This is a genomic window from bacterium (assembly GCA_036524115.1).
In the GTDB taxonomy this organism is placed as follows: domain Bacteria; phylum JAUVQV01; class JAUVQV01; order JAUVQV01; family DATDCY01; genus DATDCY01.
This window is the reverse complement of sequence record DATDCY010000220.1, coordinates 1-17008: the sequence shown is the minus strand read 5'-3', so window position 1 is coordinate 17008 and position 17008 is coordinate 1. Positions and strand designations below refer to the sequence as shown.

Sequence of the window (17008 nt, the reverse complement as noted above, 5' to 3'; positions counted from 1 at the left end):
CCCGCGGCAACCCGCGCCGGCCGGCGCCCGGCGGTGGCGACCGGATGCGCGGCTCGTACCTCGGCCCCGAGCCCGAGGAGGCGCAGGTGCGCCGCGTCATCGGCCGCTACCGCGCCGTGGGCCGGCGCTTCGAGGACTTCGGCGCGCTCTGCGAGCGCGCGGCCGAGCTGCTCGACGCCGGTCGGATCGTCGGCTGGGTGCGCGGCCGCATGGAGTGGGGGCCGCGGGCGCTGGGCGGGCGCAGCATCCTCGCCGACCCGCGCAACCCGGAGATCCAGAAGAAGCTCAACCTCAAGATCAAGTACCGCGAGAGCTTCCGCCCGTTCGCCCCGTCCGTGCTTGCCGAGGAGGCCGCGGCGTACTTCGAGCTGGAGGGGGAGTCGCCCTACATGCTGCTCATCGCGGACGTGCAGGCGGCCCGCCGCCGGCCGCTGCCGCCGGGCTACCACGGGCTGGCGCTGCGCGAGAAGCTCTACCACCAGCGCTCGGACATCCCGGCGGTGACGCACCTGGACTACTCGGCGCGCATCCAGACCGTGCACCGCGGGACGAACCCGGACTACTGGCGGCTGATCGACGCCTTCCGGCGGCGCACCGGCTGCGGCCTGGTCGTGAACACCAGCTTCAACGTGCGCGGCGAGCCCATCGTCTGCACGCCGGAGGACGCCTACCGCTGCTTCATGCGGACCGAGATGGACGCGCTCGTCGTCGGCGACTGGCTCTTCGAGAAGCAGGACCAGCCGGCGTGGGGCGAGGGGAAAGAGTGGCGCGAGTCGCTCGTGATGGACTAGGGATGGACGGAGGAGAGCATGTCGGCGATCGGTGATCTGTGGGGTTTCCTCAGGGAGCGCAAGAAGTGGTGGCTGCTGCCGATGGTGATCGTGCTGCTGCTCTTCGGCGTGCTGATCGTGCTCACGAGCGGCTCCGCCGTCGCGCCGTTCATCTACACGCTGTTCTAGGGGCGCGCCGGTGAAGAAGGAGCTGACGCGCGAGACCGTCCTCGAGACCGTCGGGGTGCTCGCGCTCGCCTGCCTCGTCTTCGGGCACCTGCTGCGCGACCGGCCGGTCGCCGGCAAGGCCTTCCTCGCGGCGGCGTCGCTGCTGCTCGCGGTCGGGCTCTTCGTCAAGCCCGCGGCGCGGCTGATCGCCCGCGGGTGGCTGGCCCTCGCGGCGGTCCTCGGCGCGGTGAACTCCCGCATCCTGCTCGGTGCGATCTTCTATCTGTTCCTGACGCCGATCGCCGCCCTGGCGCGCCTGACCCGCGGGGACTTCCTGCACCTGAGGCGACGGAGCGGCGGGGAGCGCAGCTACTGGCAGCGGCGCGACCACGCCTACACCGCCGAGGACCTGACGAAGCTCTGGTAGCCCTCGCGACGCTCTGGTGGCGCCGCGGGGAGGGGCCCGCCGCTAGCGGTTGCGCGCGCGCGCCTCGCGCAGCGCCTTCCGCACCTCGGCCGGCGCGGTCGACCCCGGTCCGCGCTTGCGGCTCACGGAAGCTTTCGCGGTGAGGATGCGCAGCGCGTCGGGCCCGAACTTCGGCGAGAAGCCGCGCAGCTCCTCCAACGTGAGATCCGGCAGGTCCTTGCCCCCCTCGATGCAGTGGCGGACGATCCGGCCGACGACGTGGTGCGCCTGCCGGAAGGGGACGCCCGCGAGCGCGAGGTACTCGGCCAGGTCCGTGGCCGCCGAGAAGCCGGCCGCCGCGGCCGCCTCCAGCCGCTCCGGGCGGAACGAGAGGGAGCCGACGACGCCGGTCATGACCTCGAGCGACCCGCGCAGCGTGTCCGCGGCGTCGAAGAGCGCCTCCTTGTCCTCCTGGAGGTCGCGGTTGTAGGCCAGCGGTAGCCCCTTGAGCAGCGTCAGCAGCCCGACGAGGTGGCCGGTCACCCGACCGGTCTTGCCGCGCACCAGCTCGGCCATGTCGGGGTTCTTCTTCTGGGGCATGAGGCTCGAGCCGGTGCAGTACTCGTCGCCGATCTCCGCCCAGCCCAGCGCCGGGTGCGACCAGATGATCAGCTCCTCGGCGAAGCGCGAGAGGTGCGTCATGGTCAGCGCCGCGCAGAAGACGAACTCGGCGACGAAGTCCCGGTCGGAGACGGCGTCGAGGCTGTTGGCGCTGACCGCCGGCAGCTCCAGCTCGCGCGCCATGGCCCGGCGGTCGAGCGGGATCGACGTCCCCGCGAGCGCGCCGCTGCCGGTCGTGAGCACGGCGGTGCGCGCCAGCGCGCCGCGGAAGCGCCCGGCGTCGCGCAGCAGCATCTCGACGTAGGCCAGCAGGTGGTGCGCCAGCAGCACGGGCTGCGCCGGCTGGAAGTGCGTGTGCCCGGGGAAGAGCTGCGTCGCGTGACGCCCGGCCAGGTCGAGCAGGGCCCCGTTGAGCGCACGGATGCGCCCGAGCGTCGCCTCGATCTCCGCGCGCAGCCAGAGGCGCGCGTCGAGGGCCACCTGGTCGTTGCGGCTGCGCCCGGTGTGCAGCTTGTCGGCCGGCTCCCCGACCAGCTCGCGCAGGCGGTTCTCGACCCAGGAGTGGACGTCCTCCTCGCCCGTCGCGAAGTCGGCCTTCCCGGAGACCACGAGCCTGGCCAGCTTCGCCAGCCCGACCTCGAGCGCCGCCAGTTCGCCCGCCGAGAGGACGCCGGCGCGGCGCAGCGCCCGTGCGTGCCCGAGGCTCCCGGCGATGTCGAACGGTGCGAGGCGCGAGTCGAAGTGCAGGGAGCGCGAGAATTCCTCGGCGGCCTGCGCCGGGGGGCGCGAGAAGCGCCCGCCCCACATCCGCTGCGCCGCCTGCGGCTTTCGCTTCGCCACGGCCGTGCGCCCGCCCCGCGCTACTTCTTCGCGGCGCGCTGCGCGACGCGCCCCTGGATCTTCAGCGGCAGGCCCCAGAGCTTGGTGAACGCCGCGCCCGCCTTGTGGTCGAAGGTGTCGCTCGCCTCGTAGGTCGCGAGGTTGCGGTCGTAGAGCGAGAAGGGCGAGCGGCGCGCCAGCGGCCGGCAGGAGCCCTTGTAGAGCGAGAGCCGCACCTCGCCGCTGACGTTGCGCTGCGACACCGCGACGAAGGCGTCGAGCGCCTCGCGCAGCGGCGAGAACCACCAGCCGTAGTAGACCATCTCCGAGTAGCGCGTGACGAGCGTCTGCTTGGTGTGGAGCATCTCCCGATCGAGCACCAGCGCCTCGAGTTCGCGGTGCGCCGCGTGCAGGATCGTCCCGCCGGGGGCCTCGTAGATCTCGCGCGACTTGATGCCGACGAGGCGGTTCTCGACGAGGTCGGTGACGCCGACCCCGTGGCGGCCGCCGACGCGGTTGAGCTCGACGATGAGCGGGACAAGGTCGCGCCTCTTGCCGTTGAGCGCGACCGGGACGCCGCGCTCGAAGCCGATCACGACCTCCTCCGCCCGCGCCGGCGCCTTGCGCGGCAGCCGGGTGAGCGAGTAGATGTCCTCCGGCGGCGCCACCCACGGGTCCTCGAGCACGCCGCACTCGATCGAGATGCCCCAGAGGTTCTTGTCGAGGCTGTACGGCTTCTTCTTGGTCACCGGCACGGGGATGCCGCGCGCCGCGGCGTACTCGATCTCCTGGTCGCGGCTCGTGAACTCCCACTCGCGCACCGGGGCGACGATCTTCAGGTGCGGCGCCAGCGCCATGACCGAGACGTCGAAGCGCACCTGGTCGTTGCCCTTGCCCGTCGAGCCGTGGGCGACGGCCACCGCCCCCTCGGCCGCGGCGATCTCGCAGAGGTGCTTGGCGATCAGCGGCCGCCCGAGCGCGGTGGCCATGAGGTACTTGCCCTCGTACTGCGCGCCGGCCTGCAGCGCCGGCAGGACGTACTGCTCCGCGAACTCCCGGCGCAGGTCGCGCACGATCGCCTTCACCGCGCCGGTCTTCAGCGCCTTGGCGCGGATGGCGCGCAGGTCCTCCTCCTGCCCGAGGTCGGCGATGAAGGCCACCACGTCGTAGCCGTACGTCTCGCCCAGCCAGGGGATGATCACGGAGGTGTCGAGTCCCCCGGAGTACGCCAGGACGATCTTCGGTCGCTTGGTCTTCGCCATCGAGTCAGTCTCCCGTCACCCGTTCCTTGGGGGACGGAATCGAATTCCGTCCCCAGCGACTTGCGATTCCTGTGCCGGCCGGTTGCTCTCGCTCGTGCCCACTCAGGACCGAGCGCGGCCCAGCAGGCGCACGAGCAGCGCCTTCTGCGCGTGCAGCCGGTTTTCCGCCTGGTCGAAGACGAGCGACTGCGGCCCGTCGATGACCTCGGCGGCGATCTCCTCGCCGCGGTGGGCGGGGAGGCAGTGGAGCACGCCGGCGCCGCGGCGGGCGCGGGCGAGGAGCTTCGCGTCGATCTGGTAGCCGCGGAAGGCCTTGAGCCGCCGCTTGGTCTCGGCCTCCTGGCCCATGCTCGTCCAGACGTCGGTGTAGAGGAAGTGCGCGCCGGCCGCCGCCTCGGCGGGGTCGCGCACCACGCGCGGCGGCTCGCCGCGGCCCTTCCAGAGGTTCGCCGCCGCCGCGAGCACGCCGGGGTCCGGGTCGTAGCCGGCGGGGGCGGCGAGGACGAAGTCGATGCCGAGCATCCCGGCGGCCAGGATCCAGGAGTGGGCGACGTTGTTGCCGTCGCCGATGTACGCGACCCGCAGCCGCTGGAGCGAGCCGCGCACCTCGCGGATGGTGAGCAGGTCGGCGAGGATCTGGCAGGGGTGCGAGAAGTCGGAGAGGCCGTTGATGACGGGGATGGAGGCGGCCGCGGCCCAGGCCTCGATCTCGGCGTGGGCGAAGGTCCGGATGACGATCCCGTCGAGGAAGCGCGAGACGACGCGGGCGGTGTCCTCGAGCGTCTCGCCGCGGTGGAGCTGGATCTCGCCCGGGTTGAGCGCGACGCTCGAGCCGCCGAGCTGCGTCATCCCGGCCTGGAACGAGATGCGCGTGCGCGTCGAGGGCTTCAGGAAGAGCAGGCCCAGGGTCTTGCCGGCCAGACGCTGGTTGCGCCGCCCCGCCCGGTGCGCGCGCTTGAGGCGCAGCGCCTCCTCGACGATCCGCCGCAGTTCGGCGGCGGACAGGTCGAGAATCGAGAGAAAGTCCTTCTTCACCCCTGTCGTCCTTTCCCCTTGGAAAACCGGAATTCTACGCATTTGTCCGGTCGACGGCAAGGCATTTGTGTCGGGAATGCGAGCGCGGGCGCTCAGCCCACCCGCTGGAACTCGGCGAAGGAGCGCTGGACGCAGTCCTCGATCGCGAGCCCCTGGAAGTAGTTCCCCGTGAGCGCCAGCCGGCGGCCGGCGAGCGCGCGGTCCAGATCGGCGACGACGCGGTCGTGGCCGAGGACCGGGGAGGGGAGTATCGCGCGGCGCGCCTGCGGCTCGCCCAGCTCGTCGACCGCGCAGCGCAGGACCTCGGCCATGCGGCGCAGCTGGTCCCCCCGCGGAACCCCGCCGCGGAAGTGGAACGTGAAGGAGCGCCGCTCCGGATCCGGGAACGGGTCGCGGGTCACCGCGGAATGGAAGAGGTCGGCCGACGGGATGACGAACGCGCACTCGGGCATCCAGCAGCGGGCGCGGGGCAGCGTCACGCCGAGGCTCTCGACGGCCACGGTCTTCACCGGGGCGAGCGCCCGGCCCAGCTCCGGGAAGTCGGCCGCGAGAATCGTCGCGGCCGCGTCGATCGGCGCCGCCACGGCGGCCACCGGCGCCGCGAAGGAGCGGCCGTCCGCGGTGGTCGCGACGAAGCCGTCCGCCGCCGGGGCGAGGCGCGCGACCTGCGCGCCCGTCTCGACCCGGATGCCGGGCACGCGCAGCGCCAGGTCGCAGACCGTCTGCAGGCCGCCGGCGAAGCCGAAGCTGCGGGGGTACTGCTCGGCGCGCGGGCGCTTCTTGAAGAGCGAGCCCGGGCCCTCCGCCGGGAACTCGTCGGCGTCCTGGGAGGGCACCGCCGCGAGGAACGGCTTGAGCCAGCGCGCGTAGTTCCCGGGCCCGAGCAGGCCGCCGTAGTACTGGGCCATGGTGCGTCCCCGCTTCCCCCGCAGGATGCCGATCGGGCCGTGCAGCGCGATCTCGAGCCAGTTGAAGCGGGTCAGGAGCTTCGGCGGCGTCATCCAGGCGTAGGCGCCGTCGCGCAGGTAGCCGAAGTGCGCGCGTGCCGGTCCGCGCTGCACCAGCTGCGCGGCCGCGCCGCTGCCGGCGGCGATCTCGAGGAAGCCGCCGTAGCTGTTGTAGGTCGTGTGCGCGCCCAGCTCGTACCAGTAGCCATCGGGGGCGCGGTGCGAGTGGAAGCAGCCGCCGGTCCGCGTCCCGCCCTCGAGCAGCAGCACGGAGCGGCCGGCCTGCGCGGCCTTCCACGCGAAGGCGATCCCGCTGATCCCCCCGCCGACGACGATGACCTCGGTCCGTTCCATCTGCTTCCTCCTGCGGCCCCTGCGCCGCGGCTCACGCCCCGGGGCGGCCGGATGCGCGGCCCCCGAGGACGTCCAGGATCGCCCGGAAGGCCTCGAGCAGCCGCTCGCGCTCCCGGGGTGCCAGCTCGGCAAGGAGCCGGCGGTAGTTGTCGATGAGGTTGTGCTCCAGCCCGGCGAGGTAGCGCTCGCCGCGCGGGGAGACCTCCAGCCGCAGGGTGCGCCGGTTCTCGGCCGGCACCGTGCGGCGCACCAGGCCGAGGCGCACGAGCCGCTCGACCATCTCCGAGGCCGTGCTCGCGGCGACGTGCAACTCCCGGCGCAGCGCGTCCAGCGTCAGCCCGCCGCCGGCGCGCAGCGCGGCCAGCGTCTTGTACTGGTTGTACGTCAGGTCGAGGCCGCGGTGGACGACCTCGCGCACGCCGCTCATCACGCGGATGATGTCCGGGAAGAGCGCCTCGAGCTCGGCCACGCTGCGGTCGCCGCCGGCTGACGACGCACGAACAGTTCGCATACCGAACATATAGTACGCCGAATTCTTCCTGTCAACCCCTCCGCTCGGACGGGCACGGCAGGCCGCTCAGAGCCGTACGCGAGCCTGCGGCATGCGCACGGCGAGGAATGCACGGAACGCGATTGCCAGAGGGGGGTGACAGCGGCGAGAGCCGCGCCATAAGGGAGGCGGCGCGCCCCCCTTGTGGGAGCGCCCGCCGGGAAGCACCGCCTGGCAGCGCTCTCCCGCCGGGCACTCGCCCCGTATCAGCGGCCTGCGGCCTGGCGCACGAGCGCTTCCAGCAGCGCGATGAAGTCCGGCGCGTCGTTGAAGGCCGGCGTGCGCCGGAACTCGACGCCCGCGCGCTGCGCCTCCTGCGCGTAGAGCAGGTCGATCTCGTAGAGCGTCTCGATCTGGTCCGAGACGAAGGAGAGCGGCACCATGAGCACCTGCCGGCGCCCCGCGGCGGCGAGCTCCCGCAGCGTCTCGGCGACCTCCGGCGCCAGCCACTTCACGGGCCCGGAGCGGCTCTGGAAGGCCAGCTCCCAGGGGCGCGCGCCGATCGCCGGCAGCAGCCCCTCGACGGTCGCCCGGACCTGGTCGAGGTAGGGGTCGCCCCGCCGGATGAGCTTTTCCGGGAGATTGTGCGCCGAGAACAGCACGAACGCGTCGCGGCCCCCGCCGGCGAACTGCGCGAGCGCGGCCGCGATCCGCGCGGCGTGCGCCTGGAGGAAGAGCGGATGGCGGAAGAACTGGTCGACCACGGAGACGCGGCAGCCGACCGGGCGCAGCCGCAGAGCCCGGTGCAGCTCGCCGATGCTGCTGCCGCCCACGGCGCGCGAGTAGTGCGGGTAGAGCGAGAGCGCGACGAGCCGCGCGGGGCGCAGCGCCGCCGCCTCCTCGACCGCCTCCTCGATGAAGGGGTGCCAGTAGCGCATCGCGACGAGCACGCGCCAGCGCCCGCCGCCCCCGGCGTTGAGGGCTGCCTCGAGGGCGGTGGCTTGCCGCGCCGTCAACTCGCCCTGCGGCGACTTCCCGCCGAGCAGGCGGTAGCGGGGGATCACCTTCGGCGCGCGCCCGGCCGCGATGCGCCGCGCCACGAAGCTGCGCAGGGGGCCGGGCAGCGGCAGGGGGAGGATCTCGGGGTCGAGGAACAGGTTGGTGAGGAACGGCGCGACCGCGGCTTCGGAGTCCGGTCCGCCCATGTTCAGCAGCAGGACGACGTTGGGTCCGTTCTCTGTCATCTGATCATCTTACACTGTGAGCCGTTGCGCGTCTGCGTGCGCTCGCCGGCGCCTTGTCGCTGGGAACCCGCGGTGCTCCGTCCGCTGTTCGCCGCGACGAGCAGGTGCCCGTGCCGGGCTCCAGCCCGGGGACGCCTGTTCACTTCCGTCTCGCCCTGCTGCGTTCAGTCCGCGAGAGCACTCATCAGCTGCTCGACTGTCGATGCGCCGGCCACACTCAGCCGCCACAACTGGCGGCCGGCGCATTATGACCGTTCACAGGCGCCCCCGGGCCGGATCCCTGTTGACGAAGTCGCACATGCCCGAGCGGGGGCGGGGCGGTGACGGGCGGACGCATGGTGGAGCGCGAGGGAACCTGGGCGGCCGGACCGGAGCGTCCCGAAGGGCGAAACGCATTGTTTGAGCCCCGCAGGGGCGAGTTATGCGTTTCGAGCGGAGGGCCGGACAGGCCCAGGTCGAGCGCGTAACGACGCGGCCGCACGGCACCGCCCCGCCCCCGCGGACACGAGAACGTGTGAGAGACGGAAGGGAACAGGCGCCGCCGGGCCGTTGCCCGGCACGGGAACGCGCTCGCGTCGAGTACCGATCGGCGCCGGTTCGGCGGCTGGCACGCCGTCCTAGAGCTTGAACTTGTGGACCTCGTCGACGAGCACCCGCGCGGCGCGCACCGAGCACTGCGGCAGGATCCCGTGGCCGAGGTTGAAGACGTGCCCGGGTTGCCCGGCGTTCGCCCGCAGCACCTCGCGCACCCGCGCCCGCAGCTGCCGCTCCGGCAGGAACAGCGAGCAGGGGTCGAGGTTGCCCTGCACCGCAGTCTTCGCTCCGAGCCGCTTGCGCGCCACGTCGATGTCCACGCGCCAGTCCAGGCCGACCACGTCCGCGCCGGTGTCGCGCACCTGCTCGAGCACGCCGCCGCCGTCGTACACGAAGTGGATCACCGGCACCCCCGTCTTCTTCACCGCCCGGATGATCCGCGCCGACCAGGGCGCCGCGAGCGTGCGGTAGTCGCGGGGCGAGAGCGCGCCGGCCCAGGAGTCGAAGAGCTGGATCGCCTCGGCGCCGGCCTCGACCTGCGCGACGAGGTAGTCCGCGACCGTCGCGGTGATCTTGTCCATGAGCGCGCGGTAGACCTCGGGCGCGCCGAACATCAGCTTCTTGATCTCGACGTAGCTCTTCGAGCCGCCGCCCTCGACCATGTACGAGGCGAGCGTCCAGGGGGCGCCGCAGAAACCGATGAGCGGCACCTTCCCGGCGAGCCCGCGGCGGATCAGCCGCACCGCCTCCATGACGAACGGCATCTCCCCGGCCGGGTCCGGCACGCGCAGCCGCGCCACGTCGCGCGCGGTGCGCACCGGCCGCGCGAGCACCGGGCCCTTCTTCTCGGTGAACTCGACCGGCACCCCCATCGCCTCGACGGGGATGAGGATGTCGGAGAACAGGATCGCCGCGTCGACGCCGAGCTGCTCCACCGGCAGCAGCGTGACCCGCGCCGCCAGCTCCGGCGTCTTGCACATCTGCATGAACGTGTGCTTCTTGCGGATGGCGCGGTACTCCGGCTGGTACCGCCCGGCCTGGCGCATGATCCAGACCGGCGTGCGGCGCACGGCGCGGCCGCGGCAGGCCTCCAGGAAATCGTGTTTCGGGGTCGTCTTTCCGGCGGGCTTCTTCATCCCAGGTTCCTCATCATGCGGATCGGGGTGTACGTGCAGAACGGCTCCTCCTCGAGGTAGTCGCCGCTCATGGCATAGGCGCGTGCGCGGCAGCCGCCGCAGACGTTGAGGTACTCGCAGACGCCGCACTTGCCCTTGTAGCCCTTGAAGTCGCGCAGTTCCAGGAAGAGCGGCGACTTCTCCCAGATCTCGCGGAAGGGGGTCTGCTTGACGTTGCCGGCCGAGACCGGGAAGTACGAGCAGGGCTTGACGTCGCCGAAGGCGTCGATCAGGCAGATGCTCTGGGCGGCGATGCAGCCCTTGCCGCCGCCGGTGGAGAAGGTCAGGGAGCGGCGCTGGAACTTCACGCCCTCGGCCTTGGCCATCTGCGGCACCACGCGGTAGTAGTGCGGCGCGCAGGTCGGGCGCACGAGCAGCTCGCTCTCGTTCTTCTCCATCTCGTAGTGCCACTTGAGGATCTCCTCGTAGTCCTCCTTGGAGATCAGCTCGCTCATGATGTCCTCGCCGCGGCCGGTCGGGACGATCATGAACATGTACCAGGCCGTCGCGCCGAGGCTCTTGGCCAGCCGCATCACGTTCGCGATGTCGTGCTGGTTGCGCTTGGTGAACGAGGAGTTGACGAGGAACGGGATCCCGTGCTTCTTGAGGAACGCCGCGCCGCGCAGCGTGCCGTCGAAGGCGCCCGGCATCGAACGGAAGTCGTCATGGATCGCCGCGGTCGAGCCGTCCAGCGAGAGCGAGACCATGCGCAGCTGCGCCGCCTTCATCTTCTCGCAGACCGCGTCGTCGATGAGCGTGCCGTTGGTCGCCATGCACATGCGCAGCCCCAGCTCGGTGCCGCGCCGCGCGATGTCGAAGACGTCGGGGCGCAGCAGCGGCTCGCCGCCGGAGAGCACGACGACGGGCTTGGACAGCTCCGCGATCTGGTCGAGCAGCCCGAGGGCCTCTGCGGTGGTGAAGTCGCCCTGCGCGGAGGTCAGCTCCGCCGAGCAGCGGCAGTGGATGCACCGCAGGTTGCAGCGCTGGGTGACCTCCCAGGCGATCCACTTGGGGAGGAACGGTTCGGCCATGGTCGTCGCGGTCCTTTCGTGCATCCGGCCGCGCCGACGAAAACCCCCGCCCTCCCCAGAGCTGCGGGAGCGGCGGGGGACGGTCGGCGGGGCCGGCGCGCTACTTCTTCGTCGCTGCCTTCTTCGCCGCCGGCTTCCGCGCTGCGGCCTTCTTCGGCGCGGCCTTTCTCGCGGCCGGCTTGCGGGTCTTCGGCGCCGTCAGCGCCTTCTTCGGGGCTTTCTTCGAGGGCACCAGCTCCACGCCGCATTCGTAGCACTCGACGACGGCAGCGCCGAGATCGGAGACCATGACCCGCGTGCCGCAGGGCCTGCACACCAGCGTCGCCTTCTTCGCCTTCGCCATTGTCGCCCTCCTCGCTGAGTGGTTACAGAAGAATACGCCATCGCACCCGGTATTTCAACCGATGCACGCACATCGGGTCCCCGTCGGGGGTGACAGCGGCGAAGCCGCGCCGTCAGGGGGCGGAGCCCCCTACGGAAGCGACGGCAGAGTGAGCGGGGGTGCGCCGAGGGTGGTCCGTCGCTGGAGGGGGTGACAGCGGCGAAGCCGCGCCGTCAGGGGGCAGCGCCCCCTACGGACGCGCCGCCGAGCACGCATTGCAGGGCGGGAACCCGTTGCCGGTCAGGCCCATCACGGCTTCCCTCCCTCAAGCGCGGCGAGGCGGCGCTCGGCGATCGGGACCCAGAACGCGCGGTTGCGGTCGCGACGCACCGCGTCGAGGAACTGGCGCCACGCGGCGGCTGCCTGGGCCCGGTCGCGCGCCTCGAGGCCCGATGCCAGCGTGAACCACGGCGCCGGCAGGGCCGGGTCGACGAGCGTGCTCTTGCGGATCGTCTCCTCGGCCATGTCGAGGTAGCCGCGCTGGGCGTAGACCTGCCCGAGGTAGGTGTAGAGCTCCGGGGCCACCGTCGCCGCGCTCAGCGCCTTGAGGTACTCGGTGAGCGCCTTCTCCGGGCGGCCCATGGCCTCGAAGAGGATCCCCAGGTTCACGTGCGCCGGCGTCAGGTCGCGCCGGTTCTGCAGGGCGCGCAGGTAGTGCACGAGCGCCTGCTGGCTGTTGCGCCCGAGCTGGTGGGCCAGCGCCAGGTCGTAGGAGGCCAGCGCCGCGGCGGGCGAGTCCTCGCGGATGCCGGCGAGCGCCTCGACCGACTCGGCCAGGCGGCCCCGCAGCAGGCGGATGTACCCCATGCCGGTGCGCGCCGCGACGCTCTCGGGCGCGATGTCGAGCACGCGCTGGAACGTCGCCTCGGCCTCCGTGACGCGGCCGGCCTGGACCTGCAGGCCCGCGAGGTTGGCCAGCACCGCGGCCCGCGGGGCGCCCGCGTCGAGGGCGGCCTTGAAGCGCTCCGCCGCGGCGTCGGTCGAGCCGCGCTCGCCCTCGAGGATCCCGAGGTTGTTGAGCGCCTCCGGGTGCGAGGGCTCGGCGGCGAGGGCGCGCTCGAGCTCCTTGCGGGCGACATCGGCGTTCCCCTCGGACCAGGCCAGCAGCGCGAGGTCCGCCGACGCGGCCGCGGAGCGCGGGTCGAGGGCCCGCGCCTTCTCGAAGAGGGCGCGCGCGGTCGCGGCGTCCCTGGCGAGCCAGGCGTTCACGCCGAGCGCGACGTGGGCGGGCGCGTTGGCCGGCCCGGCCTTGACCGCCCGCTCGAGCGCGGCCTGGCTGGCCTCGAGGTCCCCGAGGCGCCGGTGCAGCGCGCCGAGCGCGACGAAGCCGTCGACGAACGTCTCGTCGATGACGGTCGACTGGAGGAACTCGGTGAGCGCCTCCTCGAGCTTGCCCTGCTGGTAGTGCACGGTCCCGAGGTTCCAGTGCAGGCGGGCGGTGTTCGGGCTGAGTTCCACGGCCGTCGTGAAGCTCTCGAGCGCCTTCTCGGTCATCCCGTAGCGGGCGTAGAGCGTCCCGAGCTGGCCGTAGGCGTCCGCGTTGTTCGGGTCGATCTTCAGCGCGGTGCGCAGGAAGGTCTCGCTCTGCGTCAGGTTCTCGCCGGGGTCGCGCGGCCCGAAGGACGGCTCGACGCGCGTGACGAGGAACTCCGGGGGCGCCGGCAGCGGCGGCCGCAGCACCCGCGCGAACCGGCCCGTGAGCGCCTCGCCCACGACCTCCGCGAGCGAGGAGACGAGCGCCGGCAGCTGCGCCATCTTGCCGTTGAGCGAGAAGTGCAGCGGGGCGGCGGCGCCCGGGGCGTCGGGGTAGAGGTCGGCCTGGACGCGGACGGAGCCCGCCTGCGCCTGGAACGACGCCGCGACCGCGGGGCGCGCGCCGGCGGCGGCGAGCAGTTTCACCGCCTCCGCGCCGGGGGGGGCATCCAGCGGGCCCCACCCGGCCGCGACCGCAGCCGCCTGGTCCCTGGGGAGGAGCTCGATCCCCGCCTGCGCGGAGAGGATCAGGCCGAAGTAGGACGGCAGGTCCTCCCCGATCCACGCCAGCTGCGGGGCCGGCGGGCCGGAGCTGGTCCAGGGCAGCACGGCCAGGCGCTCCGCCGCCGGCGTGGCCGCCGGTGTCAACGACAGCAGCGCGAGCAGGACGGCGGCCGTCGTCGCTCTCGACCGCACCGCGTCCACCGCGCTAGGGCTCGGGGATCGCGAGCTTCTGCCCCTCGCGCAAGCTGTCGGCGTCGGAGAGCTGGTTCTTGTCGCGCAGGGCCTTGACGGTCACCCCGTAGCGCGCGGCGATGGCGGTCAGCGTCTCGCCGGCGCGCACGGTGTGCGTCGACCCGCCGCGCGCCGGCGCCGCCTTGCGTTGCGACTCCACGCGCCGCCCGAGGTCCTGGATCTGCGTCTGCACGGCCGCGAGCTGCTCGGCGAGCTCCTGCATAGGACGCTGCAGCTCGACCAGCCCCTGGCGCACCGCGGCAGTCTCCTGCCGGGTGGCCTCGAGGTCCGCGCGAGCCGAGGCCAGTCCGCGGGAGAGGTCCTGGTTCTCGCGGCCCACCTCCTCGACGACCACCTTGAGCTGCCCCTGGAACTGCTCCTGGACCTTCGCGAGCCGCTCCTCCTGCTTCTTCTCGAACTCGCTCATCGCCACGAGGTTGTCGTTCACGGTCAGCAGGCCCTTCTGGAGCGCGTCGAGCCGGGCCTCGATGCGGCCGAGCCGCTCGGCCCCGGCCTGCGCCGCCTCGCGCTGGGCCTGGTCGCGCTTCTGGAAGTCCTCGCCCGTCTTCTGGCGCAGCGCCTCGAGCTGCTGCGCCGCGGCCCGGCCCTGGCGCGTGTTCTCCTCAATCAGCCGCTCGAGCCGCGCCTGATCCTCGCGCAGCTCGCGGATCTGCTCGTAGACGCCCGCCTGGCGGGCCTGCAGGGCGGACTCGATCTGCTGGACGCTCGACTGGAGCGACTCGACGTCCTGGCGCGCGGTCTGGTCACGCACGGGCGCGCACGCGCCGCCGACGACGAGGACGACGGCGCCCGCCGCCGTCGCCGCGCATCGGGCGGCCCGCGTCCGAGCGCTCACGGGTCGCGCCGGCCTTACTTGGCGGAGACCTTGAACTCGGCGCGCCGGTTCTTCGCCCACGCCGTCTCGTCGTGGCCGGGGTCGGCGGGCTTCTCCTCGCCGTAGCTGATCGTGTGCAGGCGCTCGGCCGGCACGCCGAGGGCGACGAGGTAGCGGCGCACCGCCAGGGCCCGCCGCTCGCCGAGGGCGAGGTTGTACTCGTCCGTGCCCCGCTCGTCGCAGTGTCCCTCGATCAGGACCTGGCGCTCGGGCATCTTCGTCATCCACCGGGCGACGCCCTCGAGCACCGTCTGGAACTCGGGGCGGATGTTCGACTTGTCGTAGTCGAAGTAGACGGTCTTGAGGACGGACTTCTCATCCTGGCCGGGCTCGACGAACTCGACCGTCGGCTGATCCTTGATCGGGATGTCCTCGCCGCGGCTGGCGAGGAGCTGGGCGAGACGCTGGTCCTCCGTCTGCTGCGGCTGCTTCGCCGTCCCCGCGCCGCTCCCGGTGCTCGCGGCGCCGCCCTCGGTCGCCGCCCCGCCCGGGCGCGTCGCGACGACGGACTGGCTCACGCGGGGCTCTGGTGTGGCCTGGGTCTGGGTCGCCTTCTTCGGGCAGCCGAGAAGGAATGCCCCGGCGGCGGGAACCGCGATCAACGCCGCCACGACCCTCGTGACCTTCTTCATGCCTGCTCCTCCTCTGCGAGTGGTGCAGCTCGTCGGCTTCACTATCCGCTATCGTCCGCCGCTGCTCGCCGCCCGCGGCGCCATCGTGCCCCCGGCCAGAATAGCGCAGCCGTCGCAAAACGCAAGTGGCGCGCGGCCTCAGCGCGACCAGGCCGGCGAGGTGAAGCTCCCCTTCTCGGTCGTCACCGCGAAGCGCTCGCTGCCGAGCGTGTCGTACACCATCAGCCGGTACGAGGCCCCCCGGCCGACGCTGCACACCACGTGCCGGCCGTCAGGCGCGAAGGATGGGTTCTCCTTGTGCTCGCGGTCGAAGGTGAACTGCTCCTGGTTGCCCGTGGCGGGGTCGAGGAGGAAGAGCTGGAAGACGCCCTCGACGAGCGCGGTGAAGACGATGCGGTCGCCCCGCGGCGACCAGTCCGGCGACGTCGCGTAGTTGCCGACGAACGAGACCCGCCGCATGCGCCCGCCGCTGGCGCCGAGCAGGTGGATCTGCGGGCCGCCCCCCTGGTCGGAGACCAGCGCGATCTGCGTCCCGTCCGGCGACCAGACCGGCGAGGCCTCCACCGCCGGCGTGAACGTCAGGCGCTTGAGCTCCGAGCCGTCCACCGCCATGCGGTAGACCTCGGGGTTGCCGTCGCGGCTGAGGACCATGAGCAGTTGCCTCCCGTCCGGCGAGATCGCGGGCGAGGCGTTGAGCCCGGGGAAGAACGCGAGGCTGCGCACCTGCCCGGTCGTGAGGTTCTGCGCCACGATCTCCGGGCGCCCCTGGCGGTAGGTGACGTAGGCCACGCGCGTGCGGTCGGGAAACCACGTCGGGTTGAGCGCGAGCACCCCCTCGGGCGAGATCGCGCGCAGGTTGCGCCCGTCGTAGTCCATCACCGCGACGCGCTTCGGTCCCGTGCCGCGCGCCCAGGTGGCGACGATGCGGGTCTGCGCGAGGCTTGGCGTGCCAGTGAGCGCCCGCAGCACGGCGTCCGCGAGGCGATGGGCGAGGCGGACGCCCTCGCCCGGTGCGTCGCTCTCCTCGTGGGCGAGGATGCGCGTGCCGGCCCCGGCGTCCGTGAGCGCCGCCCGCAGCACGAGCTTCCCGTCGCGGCGCGCCTCTGCGCCCAGGAGCAGCTCGGCCCCCCAGGCCGCCCAGACGGCGGCGTCCGGCCTGCCCTGCGCGCGGTCCTTCGCGGCCTGGCGCAGCTGCGGCGCGTCCAGCTTCAGGAGCACGAAGTAGCCGGTCGTCAGCAGGTCGTTCTCCAGGACCTGGCGCAGCGCCGCGGCCTCGGCGCTCTCGGGCTCGCCGAGCGGCGGCAGCGCGAGGACGATCTTCTTGCCGGCGGCCTTGGAGACATCGAGCCACACCTCGGCCGCCCCCGCCGGCGCCGCCGCGACGATCGCGACAAGCACCGCGGTGAGCACGGTCAGGAACAAGCCTGGCAGACCGATCAAAAGGGTCCAGATGCAAAACGCCCGACGCAGGTCTTTCCTTTGGTTGAGGCAGCCGGCGGAGCAGAGCGTCGAGAAGGGTCCAGATGCAAGGCGGGCGAGCCCTGAGGAATGAGGCGTGCTGGTGCACGCCGCAGTGACGAAGGGCGAAGCCCAACGCCGCAGATGGGCTCTTATCGACGCTCTGCTACTCGTTCTGGAAGCGGATGACGACATCGAGGGTCTCCTCTGCGTATTGTTCGGGAAGCGGCGGCACCTGGCCGAGCCCCTGGATCGCGGCCAGTGCCGAGCGGTCGAAGCGCGCGTGACCGGAACTCTCCTTGACGGCCACGCCGCTGATCCGGCCGGCGCGGTCGATCCGGAACGAGACGAGGGCGGCGACGACGCCGGCACCGAAGAACTCGCTCGGGGGGGCCCAGCGCGCGAAGATCCGCTCCTTGAGCACGGCCAGGTACCAGGCGTGGGGGAAGAAACCGACGGGCTGCACGGACCCTGCGGGCGCCAGTGCCACCGCCGCGGAGCCGACCCCGGCCGGTGCCGCGGCGCCCGGCGCCGCCGTCGCCCCCGGCGGCGACGGCTCCACGGCGTCGGCCCGGGG

17 protein-coding genes are annotated in these 17008 nt (G+C 72.5%); 3 read left to right on the top strand and 14 right to left on the bottom strand.

What is annotated here, in order from left to right; all coding sequences use genetic code 11:
• The 3 genes from VI078_10785 to VI078_10775 form a co-directional block, all read left to right on the top strand.
• Nucleotides 1–791, top strand: a 791-nt coding sequence (locus VI078_10785) for a carbamoyltransferase C-terminal domain-containing protein (protein HEY5999766.1), incomplete at its 5' end; no start/stop codon positions are given.
• Between the two features lie 18 nt (nt 792–809).
• Nucleotides 810–959, top strand: a complete 150-nt coding sequence (locus VI078_10780; protein ID HEY5999765.1) for a DUF5989 family protein — start codon at nt 810–812, stop codon at nt 957–959.
• Between the two features lie 10 nt (nt 960–969).
• Nucleotides 970–1365, top strand: a complete 396-nt coding sequence (locus tag VI078_10775) for an SxtJ family membrane protein (GenBank protein HEY5999764.1) — start codon at nt 970–972, stop codon at nt 1363–1365.
• A gap of 42 nt (nt 1366–1407) precedes the next feature.
• Here VI078_10775 and argH read toward each other — a convergent pair whose 3' ends face one another.
• From argH to VI078_10705, 14 genes are all read right to left on the bottom strand, one after another.
• Nucleotides 1408–2772, bottom strand: a complete 1365-nt coding sequence (gene argH, locus VI078_10770) for an argininosuccinate lyase (GenBank protein HEY5999763.1) — start codon at nt 2770–2772, stop codon at nt 1408–1410.
• Between the two features lie 53 nt (nt 2773–2825).
• On the bottom strand, nt 2826–4046 hold the full coding sequence (locus VI078_10765; protein HEY5999762.1) for an argininosuccinate synthase: 1221 nt from the start codon (nt 4044–4046) through the stop codon (nt 2826–2828).
• A 102-nt stretch (nt 4047–4148) separates the two neighbouring features.
• The gene (gene argF, locus VI078_10760; protein HEY5999761.1) at nt 4149–5081 is read right to left on the bottom strand and encodes an ornithine carbamoyltransferase; all 933 of its coding nucleotides are present in this window, start codon (nt 5079–5081) and stop codon (nt 4149–4151) included.
• Nucleotides 5082–5173: 92 nt separating this feature from the next.
• On the bottom strand, nt 5174–6382 hold the full coding sequence (locus VI078_10755) for an FAD-dependent oxidoreductase (GenBank protein ID HEY5999760.1): 1209 nt from the start codon (nt 6380–6382) through the stop codon (nt 5174–5176).
• Between the two features lie 31 nt (nt 6383–6413).
• Nucleotides 6414–6851: a MarR family transcriptional regulator gene (locus VI078_10750; GenBank protein HEY5999759.1), complete on the bottom strand. Its 438-nt coding sequence runs from the start codon at nt 6849–6851 to the stop codon at nt 6414–6416.
• A 287-nt stretch (nt 6852–7138) separates the two neighbouring features.
• Nucleotides 7139–8116 carry a ferrochelatase gene (hemH, locus tag VI078_10745; protein HEY5999758.1) on the bottom strand — a complete coding sequence of 326 codons (978 nt, stop codon included), beginning with the start codon at nt 8114–8116 and terminating at the stop codon, nt 7139–7141.
• A gap of 617 nt (nt 8117–8733) precedes the next feature.
• Nucleotides 8734–9786, bottom strand: coding sequence for a uroporphyrinogen decarboxylase (gene hemE, locus VI078_10740; GenBank protein ID HEY5999757.1), 1053 nt, complete (start codon nt 9784–9786; stop codon nt 8734–8736).
• Nucleotides 9783–10856: a radical SAM protein gene (locus tag VI078_10735; GenBank protein ID HEY5999756.1), complete on the bottom strand. Its 1074-nt coding sequence runs from the start codon at nt 10854–10856 to the stop codon at nt 9783–9785. The genes hemE and VI078_10735 overlap by 4 nt, the downstream gene beginning before the upstream one ends.
• 100 nt (nt 10857–10956) lie before the next feature.
• A complete protein-coding gene (locus tag VI078_10730; protein HEY5999755.1) occupies nt 10957–11199 on the bottom strand; it encodes a hypothetical protein in 243 nt (80 codons plus the stop codon).
• A 288-nt stretch (nt 11200–11487) separates the two neighbouring features.
• The gene (locus VI078_10725) at nt 11488–13407 is read right to left on the bottom strand and encodes a tetratricopeptide repeat protein (GenBank protein HEY5999754.1); all 1920 of its coding nucleotides are present in this window, start codon (nt 13405–13407) and stop codon (nt 11488–11490) included.
• Between the two features lie 13 nt (nt 13408–13420).
• Nucleotides 13421–14302, bottom strand: a complete 882-nt coding sequence (locus VI078_10720; GenBank protein HEY5999753.1) for a LysM peptidoglycan-binding domain-containing protein — start codon at nt 14300–14302, stop codon at nt 13421–13423.
• A 14-nt stretch (nt 14303–14316) separates the two neighbouring features.
• Nucleotides 14317–14973: a peptidoglycan-associated lipoprotein Pal gene (gene pal, locus VI078_10715; GenBank protein HEY5999752.1), complete on the bottom strand. Its 657-nt coding sequence runs from the start codon at nt 14971–14973 to the stop codon at nt 14317–14319.
• Nucleotides 14974–15111: 138 nt separating this feature from the next.
• Entirely contained in the window at nt 15112–16395 is a 1284-nt protein-coding gene (locus tag VI078_10710; protein HEY5999751.1) for a hypothetical protein, read from the bottom strand.
• 202 nt (nt 16396–16597) lie between these two features.
• Nucleotides 16598–17008: energy transducer TonB (locus tag VI078_10705; protein ID HEY5999750.1), on the bottom strand; the 411-nt coding region annotated here is incomplete at its 5' end.

Bases quoted from the DNA above. Each gene is read 5' to 3' on its own strand.
- VI078_10780 (HEY5999765.1), top strand. From the start codon at position 810: ATGTCGGCGATCGGTGATCTGTGGGGTTTCCTCAGGGAGCGCAAGAAG.
- argH (HEY5999763.1), bottom strand. From the start codon at position 2,772: ATGTGGGGCGGGCGCTTCTCGCGCCCCCCGGCGCAGGCCGCCGAGGAA.
- VI078_10765 (HEY5999762.1), bottom strand. From the start codon at position 4,046: ATGGCGAAGACCAAGCGACCGAAGATCGTCCTGGCGTACTCCGGGGGA.
- VI078_10755 (HEY5999760.1), bottom strand. From the start codon at position 6,382: ATGGAACGGACCGAGGTCATCGTCGTCGGCGGGGGGATCAGCGGGATC.
- hemH (HEY5999758.1), bottom strand. From the start codon at position 8,116: ATGACAGAGAACGGACCCAACGTCGTCCTGCTGCTGAACATGGGCGGA.
- hemE (HEY5999757.1), bottom strand. From the start codon at position 9,786: ATGAAGAAGCCCGCCGGAAAGACGACCCCGAAACACGATTTCCTGGAG.
- VI078_10735 (HEY5999756.1), bottom strand. From the start codon at position 10,856: ATGGCCGAACCGTTCCTCCCCAAGTGGATCGCCTGGGAGGTCACCCAG.
- VI078_10730 (HEY5999755.1), bottom strand. From the start codon at position 11,199: ATGGCGAAGGCGAAGAAGGCGACGCTGGTGTGCAGGCCCTGCGGCACG.
- pal (HEY5999752.1), bottom strand. From the start codon at position 14,973: ATGAAGAAGGTCACGAGGGTCGTGGCGGCGTTGATCGCGGTTCCCGCC.